At 64.8% G+C, this 18,816-nt stretch carries 14 protein-coding genes; 4 read left to right on the top strand and 10 right to left on the bottom strand.

Going from position 1 to position 18,816, the window contains the following annotated elements; genetic code table 11:
* Positions 1-40: 40 nt before the first annotated feature.
* From LFL96_RS03535 to LFL96_RS03515, 5 genes are all read right to left on the bottom strand, one after another.
* Positions 41-1,558 carry an agmatine deiminase family protein gene (locus LFL96_RS03535; protein ID WP_280998067.1) on the bottom strand — a complete coding sequence of 506 codons (1,518 nt, stop codon included), beginning with the start codon at positions 1,556-1,558 and terminating at the stop codon, positions 41-43.
* A gap of 199 nt (positions 1,559-1,757) precedes the next feature.
* Positions 1,758-2,867 carry an agmatine deiminase family protein gene (locus LFL96_RS03530; RefSeq protein ID WP_280998065.1) on the bottom strand — a complete coding sequence of 370 codons (1,110 nt, stop codon included), beginning with the start codon at positions 2,865-2,867 and terminating at the stop codon, positions 1,758-1,760.
* 48 nt (positions 2,868-2,915) lie between these two features.
* Positions 2,916-4,034 carry a polyamine ABC transporter substrate-binding protein gene (locus LFL96_RS03525; protein WP_280998063.1) on the bottom strand — a complete coding sequence of 373 codons (1,119 nt, stop codon included), beginning with the start codon at positions 4,032-4,034 and terminating at the stop codon, positions 2,916-2,918.
* Between the two features lie 10 nt (positions 4,035-4,044).
* A complete protein-coding gene (aguB, locus tag LFL96_RS03520; protein WP_280998061.1) occupies positions 4,045-4,959 on the bottom strand; it encodes an N-carbamoylputrescine amidase in 915 nt (304 codons plus the stop codon).
* 30 nt (positions 4,960-4,989) lie between these two features.
* Positions 4,990-6,036 carry an agmatine deiminase family protein gene (locus LFL96_RS03515; protein WP_280998059.1) on the bottom strand — a complete coding sequence of 349 codons (1,047 nt, stop codon included), beginning with the start codon at positions 6,034-6,036 and terminating at the stop codon, positions 4,990-4,992.
* A 102-nt stretch (positions 6,037-6,138) separates the two neighbouring features.
* On the opposite strand from LFL96_RS03515, the gene LFL96_RS03510 reads away from it, so the two are divergent.
* Complete coding sequence (locus LFL96_RS03510) at positions 6,139-7,047, top strand: LysR family transcriptional regulator (RefSeq protein ID WP_280998057.1); 909 nt, start codon at positions 6,139-6,141, stop codon at positions 7,045-7,047.
* A gap of 62 nt (positions 7,048-7,109) precedes the next feature.
* Here LFL96_RS03510 and LFL96_RS03505 read toward each other — a convergent pair whose 3' ends face one another.
* From LFL96_RS03505 to LFL96_RS03495, 3 genes are all read right to left on the bottom strand, one after another.
* Positions 7,110-8,627 carry an agmatine deiminase family protein gene (locus tag LFL96_RS03505; protein WP_280998055.1) on the bottom strand — a complete coding sequence of 506 codons (1,518 nt, stop codon included), beginning with the start codon at positions 8,625-8,627 and terminating at the stop codon, positions 7,110-7,112.
* Between the two features lie 141 nt (positions 8,628-8,768).
* A complete protein-coding gene (locus LFL96_RS03500; RefSeq protein WP_280998053.1) occupies positions 8,769-10,346 on the bottom strand; it encodes a DUF3138 family protein in 1,578 nt (525 codons plus the stop codon).
* Between the two features lie 253 nt (positions 10,347-10,599).
* Positions 10,600-11,751 (bottom strand): polyamine ABC transporter substrate-binding protein, encoded by a 1,152-nt coding sequence (locus tag LFL96_RS03495; RefSeq protein WP_280998051.1) that lies wholly within the window; start codon positions 11,749-11,751, stop codon positions 10,600-10,602.
* A gap of 830 nt (positions 11,752-12,581) precedes the next feature.
* On the opposite strand from LFL96_RS03495, the gene LFL96_RS03490 reads away from it, so the two are divergent.
* From LFL96_RS03490 to LFL96_RS03480, 3 genes are all read left to right on the top strand, one after another.
* Positions 12,582-13,550 (top strand): transporter, encoded by a 969-nt coding sequence (locus LFL96_RS03490; protein ID WP_280998049.1) that lies wholly within the window; start codon positions 12,582-12,584, stop codon positions 13,548-13,550.
* 259 nt (positions 13,551-13,809) lie between these two features.
* Positions 13,810-14,460 (top strand): hypothetical protein, encoded by a 651-nt coding sequence (locus LFL96_RS03485; protein WP_280998047.1) that lies wholly within the window; start codon positions 13,810-13,812, stop codon positions 14,458-14,460.
* A 79-nt stretch (positions 14,461-14,539) separates the two neighbouring features.
* Positions 14,540-16,159: a hypothetical protein gene (locus LFL96_RS03480; protein ID WP_280998045.1), complete on the top strand. Its 1,620-nt coding sequence runs from the start codon at positions 14,540-14,542 to the stop codon at positions 16,157-16,159.
* 56 nt (positions 16,160-16,215) lie between these two features.
* On the opposite strand, the gene LFL96_RS03475 is transcribed toward LFL96_RS03480, so the two are convergent.
* Positions 16,216-17,283: a glycosyltransferase family 4 protein gene (locus LFL96_RS03475; RefSeq protein ID WP_280998043.1), complete on the bottom strand. Its 1,068-nt coding sequence runs from the start codon at positions 17,281-17,283 to the stop codon at positions 16,216-16,218.
* Complete coding sequence (locus LFL96_RS03470) at positions 17,283-18,536, bottom strand: oligosaccharide flippase family protein (RefSeq protein WP_280998041.1); 1,254 nt, start codon at positions 18,534-18,536, stop codon at positions 17,283-17,285. The genes LFL96_RS03475 and LFL96_RS03470 overlap by 1 nt, the downstream gene beginning before the upstream one ends.
* Positions 18,537-18,816: the final 280 nt, after the last annotated feature.

Genomic DNA, 18,816 nt, shown 5'->3' with positions numbered 1-18,816 from the left:
CCGGCGACGACGCGAACATGACAAAGGCGTAGCGCGGGCCTCAGGCCGGCACTTCCCGCGTCGCGCAATGGATACCGCCGCCTCCCGACGCGATGCCGAGAATATCGACCTGCACGATCGCGCGCGATCCGGCGTACGGTCGCAGCGCCGCGACCGCTGCGGCGTCGGCGGCGACGTCGTTGAACTTCGGCACGATCAGCGCGCCGTTGCACTTGTAGAAGTTGATGTAGCCCGCGGCGAAATTCGTCATCTGCCGGTCGCTCAGCGTCACGCCGTTCGACGTGCCGTAGCGGGCCGGCACGTTCAGCGGAATCAGCACGAGCGGCCGGCCCTGCGCGTCCGTCTGACCCGCGAGATTGCGGTAGTTGGCGGCCATCATCGCCAGTTCGGCGGTCGAGTTGGCGGGATCGGCCGCGTACGCGACCACGCCCGGCGCGAGAAACTTCGCGTAGAAATCGACGTGCCCGTTGGTGATGTCGCTCTCGTTGGCGGGCGTCGCCGCGCCGCCCTGCGCGCCCACGCCCGCGCCGCGCGGATAGGTCGCCGTGCCCGGAATCCAGATGATCTTCTGCACGCCCAGCGTGCGTTGCAGTTCGGCCAGCACGGTGTCACGCGCGGTCGGCAGCAGCGTCGCGTTGGCGACCACGCCGTCCGGTATGTTGAAGAGTTGCGGATTGCGATTGACGTGCAGCACCGCCGATTCCGTCAGGATCGCGGTCGCCTCGCCGTCGAATTCGATCGCGCCGCCTTCCAGCGTCAACGTGCTTTGAATCAGCGACGCGTTTTGGGTCTGCGCCATCCACGTGGCCAGCGCGCGATCGTTCGCGAACGGCTGGAAGAAGCGTCCCGCCTTCGACCGGTTGCTGCCTGCCGCGATTGCGGCCGGCACGGTCATGCCCGCGTTGAGGTTCACGCCGTCCGTGTTCGCGTTGCCCCAGCCGTTGAAGTTGAAGCTCACCGCGCGCAAGGCGTCGGCATTCGACTTGTCCTTCACGAACACGCAACCCGTGTCGCGCGTCCAGAGATCGTTGAAGCCATTGTCGAGCGCAATCAGGTTGACGCCACCGACGCCGGCGGCTCGCGCCGCGTAGCTCGCGTGGATACCGGGATTCGCGCCGCTCGGCGACGCCAGCAGGTTTTGCGCGGCACCCAGGTCGACCGGCAGCACGAGCAGGTTGACCGGCTCGTATGTGCCGATCGCTTTCGCCACATCCATCAGGTCCGCGCGAACCCGGTCGATCCCGGCGTCCGTGCTTTGCGCGGTGAAGGGCGTCCAGATGCCGTCCGCTCCCGATGCGAAGGCCATGTAGGTCGCCGTGTGACGCGCGTCCTCGCCCGGCATCAGATACGACAGTCTGGCCGCTGGGTTGCGGGAGGACGTCGACGAGGATGTCGACGAAGCCGGCGTCGCTGCACCACCGCCGCCACCGCAAGCCGCCAGTGCGCCCACCAGAGAAAAGCCCAGCAATGACGCCGACTTTATGATGAATCCGCGACGCGCCATCGACGCATCGTCGACCGGCCTGTTCAACGCTTGACTGCTTCTGCTCTTTGCCATTTTTCCTTACCTGTTACTGCCCGTCCGATGCAAAACACCGGCCAGCACTTCGCCCTGCCGCAGACGTTTCCATCTCCGGCAGGCACCTACTCATCAAGATCAAAGGGAAACCGCTTCGACACGCGGCCGGCGACCGGCCGCGGAGATCGTCGCGACAGCGCCGCGCACCAGCAACGCTAAGTGCGCTTCACGCCATCACTCAGGCGGGCTGCTGCTGCGTCGTGCAGTGAATCCCGCCGCCGCCCGCCGCGACGCCGTCGATATTCAACTGGATCACCTCGCGGCCGGGGAACAGATCCACCAGCACGTCGCGCGTATTGCGATCGGCCTTGCCGTCGCCGAATTGCGGTGCGATCACCGCGCGATTGCACACGTAGAAATTGATGTAGCCCGCCGCGAACTGATCGTTCTCGTACCGATGACGCACGCTCGTCGGCCCCGGCAGCACCACTACTTTCAACGCGCGGCCTTTCGCATCGGTCGATTTGCGCAGAATCTCCAGATGACGCTTCGTCACCGCGTGATCGTAGGAAGCCGGATCGGGATCGAGCCCGGCCACCACCACGCCCGGAGACACGAAGCGCGCGTAGAAGTCGGTATGGCCGTCGGTAATATCCTTGCCCTTGATGCCCGGCAGCCAGACGATTTTCGTCACGCCGAGCAAACGCGCCAGCTCCGCCTCGCACTGCGCGCGGCTCACACCCGGATTGCGATTGGCGTTCAACACGCAGCTCTCGGTAATGATCGCCGTGCCCTCGCCGTCCACTTCGATACCGCCGCCCTCCAGCACCAGCCGCGTGCCGACGAACTGCGCACTGGCCCGCTGCGCGACGAACGCGGCGATCTCCGCGTCCTGTTCGTGTTCCTGCTTGTTGCCCCAGCCGTTGAAATTGAAGCCCACCGCGCCAGGCTGACCGCTCGCGTTCTTCACGAACACGGGGCCCGTATCGCGCATCCACAAATCGTCGATGGCCTGCGGCACGAGTTCGACCGACGCGCCGCACAGACGCGCGGCGATATCGTGATCCTCTTCGCGCACCAGCATCTTCACCGGCTCGTGCGCGGCGATCGCCTTGGCGATGCCCGCGAGATTCTCGCGCACCACCGGCAACAGCTTGCCGCCCCAGATGTCCTCGCTGGCGCCAAAGGCCATCCATGTCGCGGCGTGCTGAGCGCCCTCGTCCGGCATGCGCCAGTTGCCGCCCTGCGCGAACGCGAGGGCGCCGAAGCCGCCACCCAGCGCGTTCGCCAGCAGCGCGCCGCTCGAGGCCACCAGCCCCCGTTTCAGAAAACGACGTCGTGTCGTCATATCCACCACCTCATACCCTTTCGTCAAACTCACTGCACCGCCGGTCAATCAGGGCGTGCTCGCCTTCAGGCCGAGCCAGATCCTGCCCTCCAGACGCGCGGTGGCAGGCGATTCGGCCACCGGCGTGAACAACGTCCGTTTCTTCTGCTCATCCGGATAGACGCTGGGGTTATTGACCAGCGTCGGGTCCATCAGCTTCAGTGCGCCTTGATTGGCATTCGCATAGCGCGTCGCGTTCGAGATCTTCGCCACCACGTCGGGCCGCAGAATGTAGTTGATGAACGCATGCGCGTTGTCCGGATGCTTCGCCGTCTTCGGAATCACCATGCCGTCGAACCACATCAAGGTGCCCACGCTCGGGATGTCGTAGACCACGTCGCGTTTGCCGTCCAGTTGCCGCGCCTTCTGCGCGGCCAGATTGATCGCGCCGGAATAGCCGATCATCACGCACAGCTCGCCGTCGATCAACTCGTTGGCATTCGCCGAGTTGACGAACAGGCGGATGGACGGCCGCACCTTCTTCAGCATGGTCTGCGCGACCGCATAGTCCTGCGCGGTCGGATTCACCGGATCGCGACCGACGTAACGCAGCGCGAGCGGCAGCACGGTGCTCGCCGAATCCTGCACGCCGATGCCGCAATGCGCGGCGATCCGCGACGCGATCGCCGGATTGAACAGCAGATCGAGGCTATCGGCCGGCATGTCCTTGCCGAGAATCGACGCCACTTTCGCGCGATCGTAGCCGACGCCCACCGTGCCCCACATGTACGGCACGCCGTACTGATTACCCGGATCGGACTGCGCCATCAGCTTCAGCAGCGCGGGGTCCAGGTACTTCAGGTTCGGCAGCTTGCTCTTGTCGAGCTTGCGGAACGCGCCGGCCTGAATCTGTTTGGCCATGAAGTCGTTGGTCGGCCACACGAGGTCGTAGCCGCTGTCGCCGGTCAGCAGTTTGGACTGCAAGGTCTCGTCGCTGTCGTACGAGTCGTAACGGACCTTGATGCCGGTTTCCTTCTGGAATTCAGATAGCGTGTCGGGCGCGAAATACTCGCTCCAGTTGTACAGATTCAGAACCTTCTCTTCCTCGGCGTGAGACGGTGCGGCCAGCAGGCACAGACCGAGGCCGAGGCCGAGTGCGCGGAGCGCCGGGAGCCAGTGGTTTTTCATCGTGAATTCCTTAGCGATAGCAGGACGAGGCGCCGTCGCTCGTCAGCAGCGTGCGGTACATCTCCGGACGGCGGTCGCGGAAGAAACCCCACGATTGCCGGTCCGCGCGGATCGCGTCGAGATCGAACGTGTGCAGCAGAACGGTTTCGTCCGTGCGATTCGCCTCGGCCACTTTCTCGCCCGTGTGATCGGCGATGAAGCTCGACCCGTAGAACACGCCGGCCAGTCCCTGCTGCTGCGGATTGCCGTTGCCGAAACCGACCTCGCGGCCGATCCGGTTGGCCGCCACCACCGGCACCATGTTCGCCGCCGCGTGGCCTTGCATCGTGCGCTGCCAGTGCCCTGCCGAATCGAACTCGCTGCTGAACGGCTCGGACCCGATGATGGTCGGAAAGCACAGCACCTCCGCGCCCATCAGCGCGAGACTGCGCGCGGTCTCCGGATACCACTGGTCCCAGCAGATGCCGATGCCGATCCTGCCGAAGCGCGTGTCCCACACCTTGAAGCCGGTGTCGCCCGGCGTGAAATAGAACTTCTCCGTGTAGCCGGGGCCGTCCGGAATGTGCGTCTTGCGATACACGCCCAGCACCTGACCATCGGCGTCGGCCACTGCGATCGAGTTATACGCGGCGTTGCCGGCGCGCTCGAAGAAGCCGATCGGTAGCACGATGCCGAGTTCGCCCGCGAGCCGCGCGAAGCGCGCGATGCGCGGATTGCCCGCGAACGGCTCGGCCAGCTCCAGATGCCGGACGTTCTGATCGAGGCAGAAGTACGGCATCATGAAAAGCTCCGGACACAGCACGAGATTCGCGCCCTGCGCGGCGGCCGCGCGGATCAAACGCTCCGCGGTGGCCATGTTGTCTTCGAAGGTCCAGCTGCCGGATGCCATTTGCACCGACGCTACGGTGATGTTTCGTGACGCCATATCGGTTCCTTCAAGCAGTGTCGGTCTGGATCAAACAACGGGGACGGCAACGGCGGGCTGCTGTTGCGTCGAGCAATGAATGCTGCCGCCGCCGATCGACAAGGTGGCGATCGGCAGCAACTCCACGCGCCGGTCGGGGAAAGCCTGGGCGAACACGTCGCGCGCGGCCTGGTCCTGTTCGACGCCGAACGCGGTCGAGATCACCGCGCCGTTCACCAGAATATAGTTCGCGTAGCAATCGCAATAGCGCTCGGAGCCGAAGCGTTCGCTGACGATCGGCGACGGCAGATCGAGCAGTTCGAAGCTGCGCCCGGCGGCGTCGGTGGCGAGTTCCAGCGCGCGGCGGTTCTCGCGCATCACGTGGAAGTAATCGCCCTGCACCGGGCTCGCCGACTGACATAGCAGCCTGCCGGGCGCGATGAACGACGCGATGCCGTCCACGTGCCCATTCGTTTCCACTTCGTCGGGATTGCCCGGCAACCAGATGATCTTCTCGACGCCGAGCATGCGGCGCAACTCGGCTTCGATCTCCGCGCGATTCATGTGCGGATTACGGTTCGGATGCAGCAGACAGCTTTCCGTGGTGAGCAGCGTGCCCTGTCCGTCGACATAGAACGAGCCGCCTTCCAGCACCATGTGCGAGTTGAAGATCCGTGCGCCGGCCGCGCGGGCGATGTCCTGCGTGACCTGCTGGCAACCGTCGTACGGCTGGTACTTCTCGCCCCAGCAGTTGAAGCGGAACGCGGCCGCGCCAAGCTGACCGTCCTCGCCCAGCAGGAAGATCGGGCCGCAGTCGCGCAGCCAGTTGTCTTCCGCGGCGACGGCGAGCACGTCCACCGTGCTGCCGAGCAGTTCGCGCGCGGCGTCCGCCTCGGCGTGATGCGCGGTCACCACGCAACGCTGATAGCGGGCGATGGTCTGCGCGACCAGCGCGAACTCCCGGCACACGCGCCGGTAGTGGCTGCCCCACACGTCTTCGCGGCCGTCGAAAATCGGCCAGCCCAACCACGTGGTGTCCATCCTTTCCCATTCGGCGGGCATTCTGTAGCCGAATTGCCGAGCATCGAAGCGACTCATCCTGCTGTCTCCATCGTTAGGTGGTGATGCATTTTGATACGGGTTACACTTGATGAAAAATGATGTTTTTTGGCCTGATCAATCAACTTTTCTCATAGCTCGATGCAACGCGTTCCTTCCCTGAAGCTATTGATGGGTTTCGAAGCGGCCGCGCGGCTGGGTAACTTCTCGCGCGCCGCCGACGAACTGCATCTGTCGCAATCGGCCGTCAGTCACCAGATCCAGCAACTGGAAGAGCAACTGGGGCAGCCGCTGTTTCGCCGCATCGGCCGCGGCGTGGAGTTGACGGTGGCGGGCGAAGTGCTGCAGCGAAGCGTGCAGCGTTCGATGGAAACGCTGCGCAGCGGCCTCGGCCGGATCGCCACGTATCTGGACCCCGGTCTCGTCGTGCTGGTGTGTCCCGCGCCATTGCTGCACGGCTGGTTGCAACCGCGCCTCGACCGCTTGCAGGCCACGCTGCCCGATCTGTGCCCGCTGCTGTCCACCGACGAAAGCGCCCGCTACGTCGACGAGATCGACGTCGACATGACGATCGGCGCACGGCCGATGCAGCAGGCGGGTTTGCTCGAAGTGCCGTTTCTGCAGGACGAATGGGTGACCGTGTGCGGCGCGGAGCTGGCGGCGAAACTGGCCCGCGTGCCGCGTGCCAAACATCATCTGCACGCCGGATTAATTTGTCTCGAAGAGAACCTGACCAGCGAGAGCATCGCGCCGATTTTCCGCGATCAGTTGTCGGCCTACCGGATGAACGCGATCTACGACGATCAGCGCCTGGTGCTGGATGCGGTGCTGCGCGGACGCGGCATTGCGTGCCTGTCGCGGCTCGCCGCGCAAGGCAGTATCGACGACGGCACGGTCACGGTGCTGGCCGGCTACCCGCGTCTGCCGGGCATCACGTGGTGGCTGTCGCGCGTGGCGGGGCCGTTGCGTTCACCGATCGTCGAGCAGATGGTGGAGTGGCTGCTCGAACAGGGTAAGGAAGCCGGTAGCGGCCGCGCTATCGAGAGGTAAAACGCCTCGATGGCGCGGCCGCCTGGCTGACCTGGTTGATGGGCCGGTTGATTTTCACGCGTTCACGCGGGCAGTTCCCGCGTCGCGCAGTGAATCCCGCCGCCGCCCGACGCAATGCCCAGAATGTCCACCTGCACGATATCGCGGCCGCCCGCATACGGTTGAATCGCGGACCACGCGGCGTAATCGGCATCGGCGTCGTTGAACTTCGGCATGATGATCGCGCCGTTGCAGGTGTAGAAGTTCACGTAGCCGACCGCGAAGTTGGTCAACTGGCTGTTGTTCAGCGTCACGCCGTTCGAGGTGCCGTAGTTCGCCGGCGTATCCAGTTCGATCAGTTGCAGCGTGCGGCCGCTCGCGTCGGTCTGGTTGTTGAGGTGTTCCCAGTTCGCCTCGGTCAGCGCGCGTTCGCCCATCGAGTTCGGCGCGTCGTAGCAATAGACCACCACGCCGGGCGCGAGAAACTTCGCGTAGAAGTCGACGTGTCCGTTGGTGATGTCGGTCTCCTTCGCGGGCGTCGCCGCGCCGCCCTTGCCGCCCGCGCCGCAACCGCGCGGGTAGATCGCGGTGCCCGGAATCCAGATGATCTTGCGCACGCCGAGCGTGCGTTGCAGTTCGGCCAGCACCGTGGCTTTCGCGCCCGGCAACAGCGTCGCGTTCGCGACCACGCCGTTCGGAATGTTGAAAAGCTGCGGATTGCGGTTCACGTGCAGCACCGCCGATTCCGTCAGGATCGCGGTCGCCTCGCCGTCGAATTCGATCGCGCCGCCTTCCAGCGTCAACGTGCTTTGAATCAGCGTCGCGTTGTTGGCTTGCGCCATCCACGAAGCCAGCGTGTGGTCCTTCGCGAACGGCTGGAAGTATTTACCCGCCTTCGACTTGTTGCTGCTCGCCGTCACCGACGGCGGCACGGTCATCCCCGGATTGAGGTGCTGACCGTCGGTGTTCGCATTGCCCCAGCCGCTGAAGTTGAAGCTCACTGCGCCGAGCGCGTTGCCGTTGGCGGTGTCCTTGACGAAGATCGCGCCGGTGTCGCGCGTCCACAGATCGTCGAAGCCGTTGGCGAGCGGAATCAGATTCACGCCGCCGACGCCCGCGCCACGCGCCACGTAGTTCGCGTGGATGTCGGGATTCGCGCCGCTCGGCACGGCCAGCAGATTCTGCGCGGCGCTCAGATCGACCGGCAGCACCAGCATGTTGACCGGCTCATAGGTGCCGATCGCCTTGGCCACATCCATCAGATCGGAGCGGACCCGGTCGATGCCGGCGTCCGTGCTCTGCGGCGTGACCGGCGTCCAGATGCCTTCCGATCCGGACGCGAAGGCCATATAGGTGGCCTTGTGCGTCGCGTTTTCGGCCGGCATCAGATACGCCGGCGGGTTCGGCAGAGGACGCGCGGCGAACGAGCGCTCCGCCGCCGAACTCGCCGGCGAATCCGCGCCGCCGCAGCCGGCCAGCGCGCCCATCAAGGACGCGCCGAACAGCGTGGCCGATCCCTTGATGAAGCCGCGGCGGCTTAGCGGCGAGTCGGCGGACGTCAGCGGTTTCAGGGGCAACGGTGGGGTGGTTTTGTCTTTCATCGCATCTCCGTGAGTGGTGACTTAAATGCAGACTCAAATGCAGACTCAAATGCAGATCCAAATGCAGATCCAAATGCAGATCCAAATGCAGATCCAAATGCAGATCCAGCCGCGGTCCCGAACCCGGGACCGCGTGCGTCGTTAAAACGAGTAGATGAACTGGGTGGCCAGCAGATCGTTCGAGCGGCTGTACGAGCCGTCGTTACGCAAAAACACCGGGTTGTTGGCCCAGTCGTGCCGGTACTCGACCTTCACCGTGATCGCCGCGGTCGGGAAGAAAAGCAGATCGAGCGCGACGTCCTGACGATTCGAGCCCTTGCATTGCAGTCCCAAACCGCCGCTCGCCTGGGCGTTCGCCGCACAGTCCGCGCCGATGCCGAAGCCGTTGTACGGATCGCGCCCTTGCGCATTCAGCGCGACCCCGCCGCCGCCACCGCCGTTCTTGCTGTCGGCGAGGAAGTCGTAGCGCAGCGTCGCGCCCATCCGTCCGAGGCCGGGCAGGCTGAACTTGCGATGCGCGAGCAGCGACACGCCATACCATTGCGCCTGGCCGCCGTTGAACGCGGCGTTCTGCTGCTGGCCGTAATCGAGTTCGACGTTGTACTGGACGTCGGCGAGCAGATAGGTCAGGTCGGCTTCGGAGAAGAAGAACGTGCCGTAGCCGCCGGGGGCCTGTCCGCTCACGCCGTAGCTGACCGCGCCGGTGGTCGGATTGATCGCGCTCGGCAAGGTCTGCCGGCCGATGTTGAACGACGCGCCGATATCCAGCGCGCTCGACCACGTGTAGTCCGCGCGCGCCGTGAAGGTCGGCACCTTGTTGCTGGTGGTGAGCGGATCGCCCAGCGCGTTCGTGCCGGTCTGCGTGATGGCGCCGTTGGTGCGGTACTGTTCGTTGCCGAGCAGGAACTTCCACGCCCAATTGCCCTTCGAGTAGTTCGCGCCGAGGCCGATGTAGCTGCCGGGATCGGAGAAGTCGTACAGCAGGTTATGGGTCAGCGTGAGCATCTGGTTCGACTGCTGCACTTCATAGCCGCCGAAGCTCGACATCAACCCCGCCACGAACGTCGTCGTGCCCGACAGCGGCACCGTCACCACCGCCGTGTTCAGGATGTTGTTGCCAATCTGTCCGTGCTCGTTCTGCAACAGCGTGATGCCGTTGCCGCGATTGGGCATCAGCGTGATTTCTGCGGATGGCGCCATCGGCCCGACACCGAAGGTCTTCTTGATGTCGAGATACACGTCGCCGAACGTGCTGTTGAAGTAGCCGCCGGTGCTTTCGTGATTCGCGAACAGGAACGACGAACTGCCCTGCGCACGGTTGAACAGGTAGGTCGGATCGATGTAGCCGGTGACCGAGAGGCCGGCGATCGGCCCGGTGGTCGCGGCATCTTCGAGCGAATTCACTTTGAGCTGCTGCGCGGCGAGTTGCTGCTTTAGCGACGTGACGTCGTCGTTGGTCAGCGCGGCTCGCGCGCTGCCGTAATCCGGCGACGATGGATCGACGGTGACGGCTGTAGCGGGAGCCGCCATCGCCGGTCCGGACTTCGACTGCGGCTGCGTTTGTGGTTGAGCGGGCGATTGAGTCTGCAAGCGCCGCACGGCTTTTTGCAGCGCGTCGAGTTGCGCCTGCAATGCCTTGATCTGGTCGGCCGTGGTGTCCGCCATCGCGATGCCAGGCAGACAGCCCGCCACCAGCAGACCCATCAGTTTCTTTCTCACGCAAAATCTCCTCGTTTGTTGTGGTGCGATCGATGCCGCGCGATCGATGCGCGCCTCGCAGGCGCGAGCGTGCCCCGCGAGATGCGCGCGAACGCGACTCGATTCAGGAAAGGTGCTGCGATCAGGGAAATAATTCGCCGCTTGCGCGTGACTCGGTGGCGTAGCTCAGTGGCGTGACCCAGTGGCGTGACCCAGTGGCGTGACCCAGTGGCGTAGCTCAGCGACTTAACTCAGCGGCATAACTCAGCGACGCTCAGCGCCCCGCCTTCAACTGCGCCCAGAGCCGGTTCTCCAGCCGCACGATTTCGATCGGCACCGGCTTGATCAGCGTCATCCTGCTCAGTACCTCGTCGCCCGGATAGACGCTCGGGTCCTGGGCCACGACCGGCGCGACGAACGGACGCGCGGCGCGGTTCGCGGTCGGATAGAACACCTCGTTGGTGATCGCCGCGTTGACCTTCGGGTCCTCGATGTAGTTGATCCACTTGAGCGCCGCCTCGGGATGCGGCGCGTCCTTCGGAATCACCATCACGTCGAACCACAACAGGCCGCCTTCCTTCACGTTCGAGAAGCGGATCTCGTACTTGCGTTTCGCGTCGGCCGCGCGGCGCCGCGCAATGCCCACATCGCCCGACCAGCCGATCGCCACGCAGACGTCGTTATTGGCGAGGTCGTTGATATAGCCCGACGAGTTGAACTGGGTGATGTACGGCCGTACCTTCTTCAAGAGTTCGAACGCGGCCTGGTAGTCGGCGGGGTTCGAGCTGTTCGGGTCCTTGTGCAGATACTGCAAGGCGCTCGCGAATGCATCGGTGGCCTGGTCGAGGAACGACACGCCGCAGCTTTTGAGCTTCGACACGTTGGCCGGATCGAACACCAGCGCCCAGCTATCCACCGGCGCGTTATCGCCGAGCGCCTTCTTCACTTCCTGCACGTTGTAGCCGATGCCGTCGGTGCCGTACGCCCAAGGCACGCCGTACTGCGCGCCCGGATCGGCATCCGCGATCATCTTCATCAATGTCGGATCGAGATTCTTCAGGTTCGGCAGCTGCGATTTGTCGAGCTTCAGCAGCATGCCGGCCTGAATCTGCCGCGCCATGTACATCGACGAAGGCACGACGATGTCGAAACCCGAACTGCCTGCGAGCAGCTTGGCCTGCAGCGTGTCGTCGCTGTCGTAGTTGTCGTATTTCACGTGAATGCCGGACTGTTTTTCGAAGTCTGGAATCGTGTCCTTCGCGATGTAGTCCGACCAGTTGTAGACGTTCAGTTCCTTCGGTGCCGTTTCGGCCGCCATGCCGGTGCCGGGACACGACAACAGCAACCAGCCCGCGGCCGCGGCGAGCGCGGCAAGCGCGACGCTTAGGGTCCGGTGACGGTGATGACGAAAAACACAGGCGCGCATCGTAGTTTTCCTTGTAGTGGGCGTGAAGATCGTCGACGGGTGAAACACGGCTTGCGCGGCACGACGGCGGCTGCGTATCGCCAGCCTGCTATCGCGCTGTCTCCAATGCGTCGGGCCGACACCCGGTTCTGACGATTCCCTTTCTATTACTAACTAATCGGCTTGCCCGGATAGCGAGACTCGCGCACGGCGATTCACCGCCGCCGACACCCAGCTCGCTTGCCGCCTAGCCAATCGGTGAGTCATTGTGGGTCGAAGAAATCCTGATGAGAATTGATGTTTTTTGTTTGATTCGATCAATTTCCCTCATGCCTCGCAGCGGATCGATTCAACCGGGCGTAACCGGCGCGCAATTGAATCGCTCGCCCAGTCATTCCGCATTTCAGAAAACGGCTCTACACGGCTCTTAATTCGTTCGAACTGCTGTTACAAAATCCGCCTTGTCAAACGTCATAGGTTTGCTAGTCTTTTTTAAACAATTAGTAACGCGGTTATCGCTTATCCATTCAGGTCTTCGCGCGTGCGGCGCAGCGCCGGCCACGACGATGTTTCGTGGCCGTTTCGCGAAATACTCCGCATTTCCTCTCTTCGTGTTTCACGTGTCAAAAGCGCGCAGTAACGCACTGCCCTTATTCGCGTGAGCCCAACGCATGCCGGCCCATTCGAATCAATCAACGCTTTGCGGCATTAACCGGAAGCTTGCGACTGGGCTGAATTTTCCTGTGCCTTAAAACAATGCGTAGCGGCAGCTCAGCCAGCGAGGTGATCGAATGGACAAGCGCGTGGTGTTCTTCGGGGATCGGCGGGATCGGCGACATCAGGCCGCATGTTTGACGCCTGCCGCTCATGCCGCTCGCCGCGCCGCCGTACTCGGCACCTTCGGTACGCTCGGCGCGCTTGGCGTGCTGACGGCGGCGCAAACCGCATTCGCGACCGAGGGCGGCATCGGCCGGCCGATCACCGGCATGCAGATCGCGCCGTATGCGGGCATCGTGCCGCCCACCTCCGACTGGATCGTGTCGGTCACCTCGATCTATTACGAGGGCTCGCTCGGCGCGAGCAAGAGCATTCCGATTGCCGGCACCGTGAGCGCGGGCATCGACTACGACGTGTCGTACACGTTGCTCAACGCGATCAAGACCTGGGGGATCACGGCGGGCGGCTGGAATTTCGCGTCGTCGTTCGGCGTGCCGGTGCAGTACACCAACGTGTCGTCATTTCATGGCCGTCTGCCGAACGACACGGCCACGCAGTTCGCCGATGTCTTCTTCACGCCGGTCGTCGCCGGCTACCACCTGAGCAAGACCGATCACATCGCGCTCAGCGTGCAGATGTACGCGCCGACCGGCGCCTACAACCCGAACCGGCTCGCGAATGCCGGGCAGAACACGTGGACCTTCATTCCGACCCTCGCGTACACGAAGATCATTCCGTCGCAGAACATCGAGCTGTCGGCGAACTACGGCATCGAGTTCTACACCGCCAATAACGACACGCACTATCACAACGCGCCGGTCAGCGTGCTCGACCTGATGGCGATGAAACGCTTCGCGGGCGGCTGGGGGGTCGGCGTGATCGGCGGCTACATCCAGCAACTCGGCGACGACACTGGCGGCGTCGCGAATCTGATCGGCGGCGCGCGGGGGCATTCGGTGGGGATCGGACCGATGGTGTCGTGGTCCGGCAAGATCAGTAAAACGCCGGTGTCCGCGACGCTGCGCTGGGTCAACGAGTTCGAAGTCGAGAACCGTCCAAAGGGCAACGCGGTCGAGTTGTCGATCAGCGCGACCTTCCAGTAACGCGCAGGCACAGCCTAGGGATTGTCCCTGGGATTTCGTGCGATTCGCCACATAGTCTTGCCGCTCTGGCTTGATTGGACTGCAGGATGGCGTTTTCACGCGCTATCCAGCGCAGCGCGTGGACCGCGCCGGATGCTACGCTCAGGAAAGAGCCTTCGCAGAGTGCGTCGCCAGTCAATGGCATAGCGACAGTGATCAGAACGCACCGCGAAGCGCGATTGCCTACGAAGGGCGAAACATCGCTGCGGGAGCGACTGCGATGAAAATCAAAACTTATACCGTACTGACGCTTGTGGTGTTTAGCAGTGCTGCTTTCGCATGGCAGCCGGTCGTTTACCCCATCCGCAGTCAGAGCCCGTACCAACGCAGCATCGACAACGCGACGTGCTTCGCCACGGCCAACAAGCAGACCAAGATCAACATCGCGCACGAATCGCAGATTCCGCCGCGCCATCCTCCTGTCGGCAAGACCACCTCGACCGGCGCGCCATCGAGGCCGCCGTTGCCGCCCAGCACGTTTTCCGCCACACCACCCGGCGTCGGGATGCCGGCGGGCGCGAGCGCGGCCGGTGCAAGCGCGCCTGTCGCCACCGCCGCGGCGGGTGCGTCGGCGGCCACAGCCGGCACGGCAACCCATACCGGTAAAGCGGCGAATCCGCCCGGAACCAACGCAACCACGGCCGCCAACGCGGCCAGCGGCACGGCCGCGACGGCCGGCGCCCCCGCATCCGATGCGATGACGATGGCCGCCAATCCGGCATCGGCACCGAGTGCGGACGGCGGCGCGACCGACATGGCCGGCGCCTCTGGCGTGAAGCTGCCGCCGCTGCCGGCGCCCGAACCGCCGATGACACAGTATTGGGCCGCCTATGGCGCGTGCATGCAGGCGCGGGGTTACGTCGTTCAGTAACGCTGCCCGCCGGCTGGCCGCGGTGTGTTGTTTTCCTTGATGGTGGCGCCGGCCTACGGCGCCCGTTAGCGAAACGGCAATGCTTAGCGACATCACTTCCGATCAGCAGGATTTCTCCCGATGCGGCCACTGCGGTGAGCCGCTCAACGGCCGTTTCGCGCGCTGTCCTTCGTGCCATGCGCTGGCGGCCGACACGTTCGATGCGCGTCCCGCGCCGCCGCCCTTGCACATTCCGCTGGAACCGCCGCCGTCGACGCTCGATGCGCGCTTGCCGGTGCGCACGATCTGGCGTCCGTTGTCGCGCGACCTGATGAATTCATACGAGGTCGTCGACGAACAGGCGGTCGTGGCGCCGCCGTATCAGCGCCTGCGGCACTCGCTGGCGATCAGCGGTTCGATGCTGGTGGTGGCCTCCGCCGTGTATCTCGGCTTCATCCATAGCAACGACAGCGGTGAGCGGCCGCCGATCGCCGTCTCGGGCGCGGTGAAAACCCAGAACGCGGTGCCGCCGATCGCCGCGGGTCAGCGGCAGCGCGTCGTGCCGCAGACGAGTCATGTGACGGCGCTGGCGGCGCAGCAGGCGTCGGAGGTGGCGGCGCAGCGGCCGGCGGCCAGGGCGGCATTACGCGCGCCGGTTGTGGTTGCACAGCAGCCTGCAATCGTGACGACTCAACACGCCGCGCCTGTCGTTTCGCAACATGCGCCGGTTGTCGTTGCTCAGCAGCCTGCAATAGTGACCACTCAGCATGCCGCGCCTGTCATGCAACAACATGTACCGCTTGTCGTCGCCCAACAGCCGGCGATCGTGGCGACTCAACACGTCGCGCCTGTTGCACAACAACAGCCGCCAGCTATCGTTGCCCAGCAGCCGGCAGCCGTAAACACAACTCAACGTCCCGCATCGACGGCGTCGCAACCGCATGCGCCTGTCGTCGTTGCACAACAAGCTCCCGCGCCGGCCGCGCCGTCGCGACATGCAACGATCGCAGCTGCCCAGCACGCCCCCATCGCGACAGAACCCGCCACACGCACCGCAGCCGTAGCCGCAGCCGCAGCCGTAGCCGCGACCACGACATCAGCGATTGCCCCACCCCAACCACACCCAACGCAAACCGCCAGCCAGCACACCACTCCCAGCCTCTCCGCGCAGCGCCCCATCACGATCGCCTCGCAGCGCTCCGCCCCCGTGCGCCTGCCGCCGCTCGCATCGCAGCAAAACGCCGCGGCGCCCGTGCCCGCACCTTCACCAGCGCCGCGCCGCGTAGCGCTGCTCGCCAGCGACGCGCCGCGCAACGCCGACAGCCCCGAAGACAAAGCGCGCGCGGACGCCGCCCGGCACGTGAAAGCCGCGCGCACCGATCTCCAGCAGAACAATCTGTCGGCGACGAGAACCCGTCTCGCGGCCGCTCTCGCCGCGCAGCCGCGCAATCGCGATGCGGTCAGCCTGCGCGCCGCGCTCACCGCCCGCGAACAGCAACGCGACGCGCTGCTGAGTCTGGCGCGAGGCTGCGGCAACGTCGAGCACTGGACCTGCATGCGTCACAACGCGAACACGGCGTTGCGGATCGACGCCAGCAGCAAGGAAGCGCAACGTCTCGTCACGCTGGCCATGCGCGAGGCCGACCCGCCGTTCACGCTGCCGCCTCCGCCCGCCGTCGATCCCGTGCCCGACACGCACGACATAGACAACCATCACTGAATGAACGACGGCGAGACCGCGCCGCCAGCAGGAAAAAAGAAGGACGACAACCGCGCCTATCGCGACGACACCGCGAGCTTCAGCGCAATCGCCCGATACCGCGCGGCGGTATCCCTGAGCGTCAACCCGGCGAGCGAGCGTTGCGCCCGCGCCTGCCCGATCGCGGCGACGACCGCTTCGACATAGCACCGCAGATCGCCGGTATCGACCAGTTGCACGTTGGGAAAGCCGTTCGCGAACGCGAAGGCCGGAATGCGGTTGGCGACGATCGGCACGCCGGTCGCCAACGCTTCGAGAAACGCCACGCTATGCGCCTCAGCCTGCGACGGCATCACGAACACGTTCGATTCCGACAGCACACGGGCCACGTCCGTACGCGGCCCCGCCACCACGACGCGATCGCCGATGCCGAGCTGATCGGCCAGCGCAATCACCGCCGCCTGATACTCGGGGTCTTCGACCACGCCGTAAAACACCAGGCGCGCATCGTCCACCTGCTTGAGCACCTGGCTGAAAGCGCGCACCGTCATCAATTGATTTTTCACCGCCGTATAGCGGCCGATCTGCACGACCTGCGGCGCGCGACCCTGCGGCGATGCGCCGTCGGTAAACGAAAAACGTGCGAGGTCCACGCCGTTCGGCACGACCGTCATCGAAGGATGCGGACCGATCGCCTGCACGTAATCGGTCACGCCTTGCTGCGACACGCCGATCACCACCCGCGCGCGGCCCTTGAGCAGATGCTCGACGCGCCGGAACAGCGGCCGCTCGAAGTCGTTGGCCGCCGAGTGCATCACGTACACGACCGGCACGTTCAACGGCAAGGCCCGCGCGTAGAACGACGGAATGGTGGCGTGCGCGAAGATCACGTCGGGCCGGAAGCGCCGCACGGCGACGAACAGCCGCCACAGCTTGACGAACAGATTGTGGCGATGACGCGGAAACCAGCAGTGCACCGCATGTTCGCGCAACTCGTCGCGCAACGAGCCGAAGTCCGCATGCGCGGGCAACAGCGATGCGACGCACACGGCCATGCCTTCGGCAGCCTGGTCGAGCGCGAGATCCTTCGCCAGCACTTCGGCGCCCGACAGGCGGGGCGCCAGCACCAGATGTAGAACGCGCATCACGGTGTCCTTGCAGTCAACGTCCTGAACAACATCCACGCGGCGGCACAGCCGAGGCCGAGGGTCATCGACCAGGCAATGCCGGTCACACCCCACCAGTGCACGGCAGGCGGTGCGCTCACCAGCAGCACGACGACCTGGATCGCCGATGCATGCACGGTCGCTTTCGCGTCGCCGACCGCGCGCAGATACGCAACCAGCACGGCAATCAACGCCCCGATCGCCATGTTGATGACGAGAATCCGGAACAGCGGCACCGCGGGCAGCCAGGCCGCGCCGAGAATCAGCGAGAACAGCGGCTCGGCGATCATTCTCAGCACCATCACGAAGGCCGTCAGCCCCACCGCGATCACCAGCAGGTACAGCTTGATCACGCGCGACGCCGCCTGCGGATTACGCCGGTACTGCGCCGCGAAGGTCGGAAACAGGTACTGCGACATCGCGATCGCCGCATCGGCGAGCAGCATCTGCGCGAGCCGCGACGACATCTGGTAGCCGCCCAGTTGCGCGGGCCCCAGCAGCTTGCCGACCACCACCTTGTCGAACTGGTTGAGCAACAGGTTGATCACGCTGCTGGCCCAGATCCAGCGGCTGAACCCGACATAGTGGCCGATGCCGGACCACACCGCGCGCACCGGCGGACGCGGCGTCATGGTCGCCCACGTCAGCGTGCTCTTCAAACTTTCGCCGGCCACGAGGCCGATCAGCACCGAGGCCGCGCCCGCGCCGAAGTAAGCCAGCGCAAGCCCGACCGAGCAATCGACGAACGACGCCGCCACCTCGACTCCGGCAATGTGCTGGAAGCGCCGCTCGCGTTGCACCACGTAATAGGTCGGCGACGCCAGCCCGCGCAGCAGCGGCAGCAACGCGGCCAACTGGATCAGCACGAGCGAGCCGTTCAGATGGAACTGACTGCTGAGCAGCGGCGCCAACGCGACCAGCAACAGTGAAATAAGCAGGCCGCGCGCGGTGAGCGTGGTCCAGACCGCACCGAGCTGCGGCCGCGTCGGCGCATGTTCGCCTTGAATCACGGCCTGCGCGAGGCCGGTATCGGACAGCGCCTCGGCAATCGCCACCGCGAGCAACGCCACGCTCACGCTACCGATCGCGGCGGGCCCGAGCATCCGGCCGATCGCCAGAAACTTGAGCGCCACGAGCCCACGCACCGCGAACTGTTGCAGCAACACCCAGGTCGCCGCACTCGCGCCGAAACTGCCCGCTATCGAAACTGCCGGAAGCCTGATCGCCCGCAAGCTGCTCTCCGTTCAAACGCAGCGCCGGCATGATCGACGTCACGCAAGCGAGGGAATCGCTGCGAACGGCGCCGGCGCAGAATTGTTGGTTGCACCAGCAAGCTGGCGGGGTTTCATCGAACTCCAGTCACGACCTTACCGCGAGAGAATCGGCGACAACCGCCATCAGCTAGGCCAGTTCGGCCGAAGCCGGCGGCCGCTGGTACGTTGAACCACAGAGCGGGGCAAATTCGCCGCTGCCCGCCGCGCGGGCGATGCTAACGTTGTTCCGCCGACGCCA

This window comes from Paraburkholderia sp. D15, from assembly GCF_029910215.1.
Taxonomy (GTDB): domain Bacteria; phylum Pseudomonadota; class Gammaproteobacteria; order Burkholderiales; family Burkholderiaceae; genus Paraburkholderia.
This window is presented reverse-complemented; position numbering and strand designations above follow the sequence as displayed.

Excerpts from the sequence above, each read along its gene's own strand:
- LFL96_RS03535 (WP_280998067.1), bottom strand. The coding sequence starts at position 1,558 with ATGGCAAAGAGCAGAAGCAGTCAAGCGTTGAACAGGCCGGTCGACGAT.
- LFL96_RS03530 (WP_280998065.1), bottom strand. The coding sequence starts at position 2,867 with ATGACGACACGACGTCGTTTTCTGAAACGGGGGCTGGTGGCCTCGAGC.
- LFL96_RS03525 (WP_280998063.1), bottom strand. The coding sequence starts at position 4,034 with ATGAAAAACCACTGGCTCCCGGCGCTCCGCGCACTCGGCCTCGGCCTC.
- aguB (WP_280998061.1), bottom strand. The coding sequence starts at position 4,959 with ATGGCGTCACGAAACATCACCGTAGCGTCGGTGCAAATGGCATCCGGC.
- LFL96_RS03515 (WP_280998059.1), bottom strand. The coding sequence starts at position 6,036 with ATGAGTCGCTTCGATGCTCGGCAATTCGGCTACAGAATGCCCGCCGAA.
- LFL96_RS03510 (WP_280998057.1), top strand. The coding sequence starts at position 6,139 with ATGCAACGCGTTCCTTCCCTGAAGCTATTGATGGGTTTCGAAGCGGCC.
- LFL96_RS03505 (WP_280998055.1), bottom strand. The coding sequence starts at position 8,627 with ATGAAAGACAAAACCACCCCACCGTTGCCCCTGAAACCGCTGACGTCC.
- LFL96_RS03495 (WP_280998051.1), bottom strand. The coding sequence starts at position 11,751 with ATGCGCGCCTGTGTTTTTCGTCATCACCGTCACCGGACCCTAAGCGTC.
- LFL96_RS03485 (WP_280998047.1), top strand. The coding sequence starts at position 13,810 with ATGAAAATCAAAACTTATACCGTACTGACGCTTGTGGTGTTTAGCAGT.
- LFL96_RS03480 (WP_280998045.1), top strand. The coding sequence starts at position 14,540 with ATGCTTAGCGACATCACTTCCGATCAGCAGGATTTCTCCCGATGCGGC.
- LFL96_RS03475 (WP_280998043.1), bottom strand. The coding sequence starts at position 17,283 with ATGCGCGTTCTACATCTGGTGCTGGCGCCCCGCCTGTCGGGCGCCGAA.